The organism is Methylobacter svalbardensis, assembly GCF_037671525.1.
GTDB classification, from domain to species: domain Bacteria; phylum Pseudomonadota; class Gammaproteobacteria; order Methylococcales; family Methylomonadaceae; genus Methylobacter_A; species Methylobacter_A svalbardensis.
Genome location: NZ_JAWPOH010000118.1, coordinates 1 through 5,070, shown reverse-complemented (window position 1 = coordinate 5,070; position 5,070 = coordinate 1). Strand labels below are relative to the sequence as shown.

Annotated in this window: 6 protein-coding genes; 3 read left to right on the top strand and 3 right to left on the bottom strand. The window is 39.7% G+C overall.

Annotated elements, in window-relative coordinates:
• Both RW114_RS19755 and RW114_RS19750 read right to left on the bottom strand, forming a co-directional pair.
• The coding region (locus RW114_RS19755) for a hypothetical protein (RefSeq protein ID WP_340124453.1) at positions 1–197 on the bottom strand (197 nt) is incomplete at its 3' end.
• A 168-nt stretch (positions 198–365) separates the two neighbouring features.
• The gene (locus tag RW114_RS19750) at positions 366–1,364 is read right to left on the bottom strand and encodes a hypothetical protein (RefSeq protein WP_340124452.1); all 999 of its coding nucleotides are present in this window, start codon (positions 1,362–1,364) and stop codon (positions 366–368) included.
• Positions 1,365–1,862: 498 nt separating this feature from the next.
• Between RW114_RS19750 and RW114_RS19745 the strand changes: the two genes are divergently transcribed.
• The 3 genes from RW114_RS19745 to RW114_RS19735 all read left to right on the top strand — a co-directional run bounded on the left by RW114_RS19745 (position 1,863) and on the right by RW114_RS19735 (position 4,193).
• Entirely contained in the window at positions 1,863–2,924 is a 1,062-nt protein-coding gene (locus RW114_RS19745; RefSeq protein ID WP_340124451.1) for a tyrosine-type recombinase/integrase, read from the top strand.
• Positions 2,925–3,338: 414 nt separating this feature from the next.
• Entirely contained in the window at positions 3,339–3,773 is a 435-nt protein-coding gene (locus tag RW114_RS19740) for a Panacea domain-containing protein (RefSeq protein ID WP_340124450.1), read from the top strand.
• Positions 3,774–4,193 carry a hypothetical protein gene (locus RW114_RS19735; protein WP_340124449.1) on the top strand — a complete coding sequence of 140 codons (420 nt, stop codon included), beginning with the start codon at positions 3,774–3,776 and terminating at the stop codon, positions 4,191–4,193. It begins immediately after the preceding gene.
• Between the two features lie 188 nt (positions 4,194–4,381).
• On the opposite strand, the gene RW114_RS19730 is transcribed toward RW114_RS19735, so the two are convergent.
• A complete protein-coding gene (locus tag RW114_RS19730; RefSeq protein WP_340124448.1) occupies positions 4,382–4,876 on the bottom strand; it encodes a hypothetical protein in 495 nt (164 codons plus the stop codon).
• Positions 4,877–5,070: the final 194 nt, after the last annotated feature.

Below are 5,070 nucleotides of genomic sequence, written 5' to 3'. Positions count from 1 at the left end.
AAGTCTTTGAGCTGTTTTTCTAGGAGGTAAAGTGCCCTGAATTTACGCAGTGCAGTGTGTGCCATGCCAAATTTATTCTCGCGACTGGCTTTCGGTAGCGCCTTCAACGCTTCATCGAATTTTCGCCATGTAAGTCGAGATACCAGAATTTGAACCAAAGATAGCCTAAGCTCATCTGTGCTTAGGCTATCTTGCATTTAGGCAATCGAGTTTGAAATCATGTTGGAAATGTTATCCCCCTTCGTAGCGTGTCATCGCCATGATGGGCATAGCGGCTGTAGTTTTGCCTGACTGCGCCCAAGCAGGCTGAAACGAGCCGTTTGTTGGCGGCCTTCTAAGGGTTGTTCAATTGCTCGCCTTCGATCTTACCTGGGAGGACAACCTATTCCCTTCATTTCGTAAATAAGGTCCTCAATTTTCTTTCTTGTTGTTTTGTAATCTTTGCGAATAGTACTTTGATCGCGTTCTACGTTAAAGTCATTTCTTAATTCGCCCTCGATAGCGTTGCTTTTAATATTCTTGTCCTTTTGTACAGAATCCCAATAATACAAGCCTACTAAATGGCCAATTAAGCCATCATGCCTATCAACTACAATATTAGGAGCATCAAACATTTTTCTACTAAAAACGTCGGTTATAAGTTTCGTTGGTAAATCATCAAAGCGTACTTCAGGATGATTTCCTAAGTAATTTATTCGTTTCTTACAGTACTCCAGGGTAAATTCGTCTAATATCCCTTGAAAATCTTTAATTTGAACATCTGTTCGAATTTTAAACATGATTGCATGATCAAGTCTACGGCCATTACTTTCGGTACCTGATCCGTCGGTTATTAAAGACTCGTTATATATTTTGGTCGGCACCCGAACGAAGGTTGCAAACTCACTAAACGGGATTGAGTCATCTTTAGCAAACTTATCAAGATTCTCTTTTATAGATTGAATTTTATTTAGTAGTCTAGGAATATCGTTGCCATTCAGCAAATCACAATAACGGTAATCCTTTGCTATGGAGGGTAAAGATATTTCTGAGACCTCTTTTTCAAGCAAGCCTGTAGCTTCTTTAATCCCTTTATGAATCCTATCTAATACTTTTTGATTATATACCTGGGTGTAAGCTCGTGAGCAAAATCTGCCCACCTGAAGGGTATCCCACGAATGATCCTTTAGCTCGAAAGCTATAATTTCAACATCATTAAATTCATTTTGTCGCCAGAAGTCATGAAGCCTGATATCGATAGTTCGCAATGCCTGGAATGGTGGCGATATCTGAAGTGCCCTTATAGTCCATTCCATCGGTAAGGCCAGATTTATTAACGCTTTCGTCTGTTCGTATAGCACGTTGTCGTATTTTGCTGTTGCCATATTTTTTGTGCCTGTTGGATTGACCAAACCGTCTAGGTAATACCAAAAAAACCTCTAAAATCCCTCATTAACGAAATTGATGTCAGTACGCATCAGATTTTCGGATAAGCAATTTGTCATAAATAGCAGATTTTCAGTAAACAACTCATGGATCTAAAGAAATCGTTCGGTCCACGAACTTCAATTCAAGCTGTTTGATGGGCTCTTTTATATTCAAAGAATTCTAGTTGAAACAATGATATTCCTTAACCGGTTCTTCTTTTAGGAGAACTTTTATATTAATACGGAAACAATGATAACACCACGACTTATTAGACAACGTGACGCCCCAGCATATTTGGGGATGAGCGAGCCAACATTTAACGAAAAAGTTCGTCCTTATGTCACGGAAATCCGTGAAGGCCGAGCTGTTTTCTACGATCGACTTGACTTAGACGCCTGGGCTGATACATTTAAAGCCGCGAACGGAAAGCCGGGCAAGCCAATGGAGGAAACATCATGGCAAAATCAACACCCGGTCTTAGAAAAAAAGGCGAAATCTGGCACATTGACAAAACAATTGCCGGCAGGAAACTTCGAGAAAGCACTGGCGAAAAGGAGCTCGACGCAGCCGAACGCTACTTAGCTATGCGGGTTCATGAAATCCGTAAAGAATCAATATATGGCGAACGTAGAGAGCGAACATTTGATGAGGCTGCCGCTCGATTCATTGAAGAGTATGGACATAAGCGGTCTATTGAGCGTGATATTGATACATTGAAGGTAGTAATGCCCTACATCGGTGAAAGTACCTTACAGAAAATCCATTCGGCAACACTGGATCGGTTTATCCGTGATAGAAAAGCAGCTGGTATTTCAGCAGGTACGTTAAACCGAGACATGGCAATCATCCGCAGAGTACTTAAACTCTGCGCTGCAATGTGGCGTGATGAGCAAGGTAGACCTTGGCTCAATACTGCGCCATTACTGCCACCTATTCAGGGAACGAAACGAAAACCTCGTCCCATATCGGTTGCAGAGCAAGACAGATTGATAAAGGGTATGCCGCAGTATTTGGTTGATATGACACTTTTTGCCTTGCATACCGGCTTGAGAGATCAGGAAATATGCGGATTACAGTGGAAGGATGAAAAAGAAATTTCTGGAACGTCGGAAACCGTCTTTATCATTACCGAAGAGCGCGCAAAAAACGATCACGAAAGAATAGTGCCGCTAAATTCTGCGGCAAGAGCAATTGTGAATCGGTATCGGGGCCAGTCAGAGTTTGTATTTCATCTGAAAGGTAACCGGTTGGAGAGGATGAATAACAGGGCGTGGCGAAAAGCACGTACATCAGCCAATCTGGTTGATGTACGTGTGCACGATTTAAGACACACGTTCGGCATGCGTTTACGCGCGACGGGTGTGAGTCTTGAAGATCGTGAGGATCTGTTAGGTCATCATTCAGGGCACATCACTACGCATTACAGTAAGGTTGAAATCACCCGGCTGATTGAGTGTGTTGAATTGCTTTGCGATGGTAAGCATCGACCAGAATTAACGCTGGTTAAAGTTGCTTAATCGTCAAAAAATCGGAAAGAGAAATGATAGGCATAAAAAAAGCAGTCACCCTGATGAGTTAACTGCTTGATTTACTTGTACTTTGGTGGTGGGTCGTGCGCGATTCGAACGCGCGACCATCGCATTAAAAGTTCGATTCTAATCTATGTCAAACATCTGCATACTACTTATAAATCCTTATATTCAATAGCATAGCATACATCAAAGGGCGTGAGAAGTTATTAAACGGCGTATGAAGTATTATGAACCACTGTAGTTTTTACTGTAGTTTTCGTGCAGAAAATGCAGCATAGCGAGGAACGATCGACGTTTTATTGCTACAGCATTAAATTATGATTGCTTAAGAACTTTAACAAAAGCTATGTTAAAATATTATCGAATTTAAAATATTTATTACTTAATATAGGGATGATCATGGCAAAAGTTGAAGATATAGCCGAATGCTTCTTATATTTGGATGATAAAAATGAAGGGGATGGAATTTCAAATTTAAAATTGCAAAAGTTAGTATATTACGCACAAGGTTTTTATAGTGCAATTTTTAATAAGCCTTTATTTAATAATGATATTGCTGCGTGGGCTCATGGGCCTGTTGTGCCTGACCTTTATCATGCCTACAAACAACATGGTAGCAACCGAATACCAGTGCCGGTTGGTTTTGATAGATCATCATTAAATAGTGAAGAAATTGAATTAGTTGAAGAAGTTTTTGAGGTATTCGGTCAATATTCCGCATGGAAACTACGGAATATGACACATGAAGAAAGCCCTTGGTTAAATCATGAAATTGATGCAGAAACTATTCCTCTAACTGAAATTACCGAGTATTTCAAAACCAGAATTAATTAAATGGCAAAGAAGCCTAACAGGATCATAGGCACAGCGGCTAAACAAGGTGATTTAATTAAATCACAAGAGCCAATTAATTACGATAGTAAACCTCCAATTTTTTCCTTAGAAAAACTTCAACCAGGAAAGTATTGTTTATCTATTCTTAGCCAAGAAAATAAAGCCATGTTTGCTGATGCTATTTTCCGCAGAAAGTCTTTAACATGGAACCAAATAAAACAACTGGACAAGCATGGGTTAGGGACTGAGAAAATCCCTAAAGCACAAATAAAAGCTCCAATTCCGAGGTTCATCACTGATGAACTTGATCACCTCTTGGTGTTTAGATATAAGGGCCTTCACCCTATGGTTGGTTATCGTCAAAGAGATGTGTTTTTTGTTTTGTGGTTTGACCACGACTTTTCACTATATAGCCACTAGCAAGTTATCCTCTCAAACTGGATAACAACATGCCAATCCGCGTAAAAAGTAGTTTAATAAAGATTACATAGGACTTTCAGTTAACCCAACTCAAACTACCTATCGTTCCACTTGGCTATTGTGTAGCTATTGAGAGCATTTCCTAGCGCCACGGGATCGGTGACGAGGTTGGTCTAGCCGATATTGGCTCAGATTTCTGAATGACCTGAATGGAGCGATAAATCGAGATTTACTAGATCTTGTAAAGAAATATTCAACGGGACTTCAGGACAAGGCAAACCAGCTTGATTCGCTGTACTAAATACATATTGCCGCCAAAATGGCCATACATTATGTACTGCGTTGTAATTGGCAAATTCTTTTAGTGCATTTTGTTCAACGCTTCCGGTTAATTCATAATCCAATTGGAATTTAGCTTCAATCTGAAATATGGGTTCTGGTTCATTATTATTGATAGTTGTGCTTACTATCCTGACACCTAAATCCACATAGACTCTGAAAGTTTGATTTTGTTGCTCTGAATCTGAAATATTAAGCGTTTCACTTTCTATGGACAACTTTGTCTGTTGCCCTAATTCTTCAGAATTGACCAAGTCTCTAAAGCGCTTTAAATTACTTTCATAAAGATTAATGGTTTTTAGCCTTAAGCTCTTTGATGCTTCGAAAATCAGTGATTTATCCATAATTTAGTTCTTTAAAATTATCAATGGCATCCAATGGTAAAGAAGAAGGAACTTGAATTTGTTGTAAGCGTTCACCCCCCTCTCGCAAACTGACGCTAATTCAAGCATACTGCTGACTAAATTTCTGACACAACCTTTCTATGAAACTGAGCGACCATAGCCTACGCCAATTAGATGTCACCTACCTTGATGGT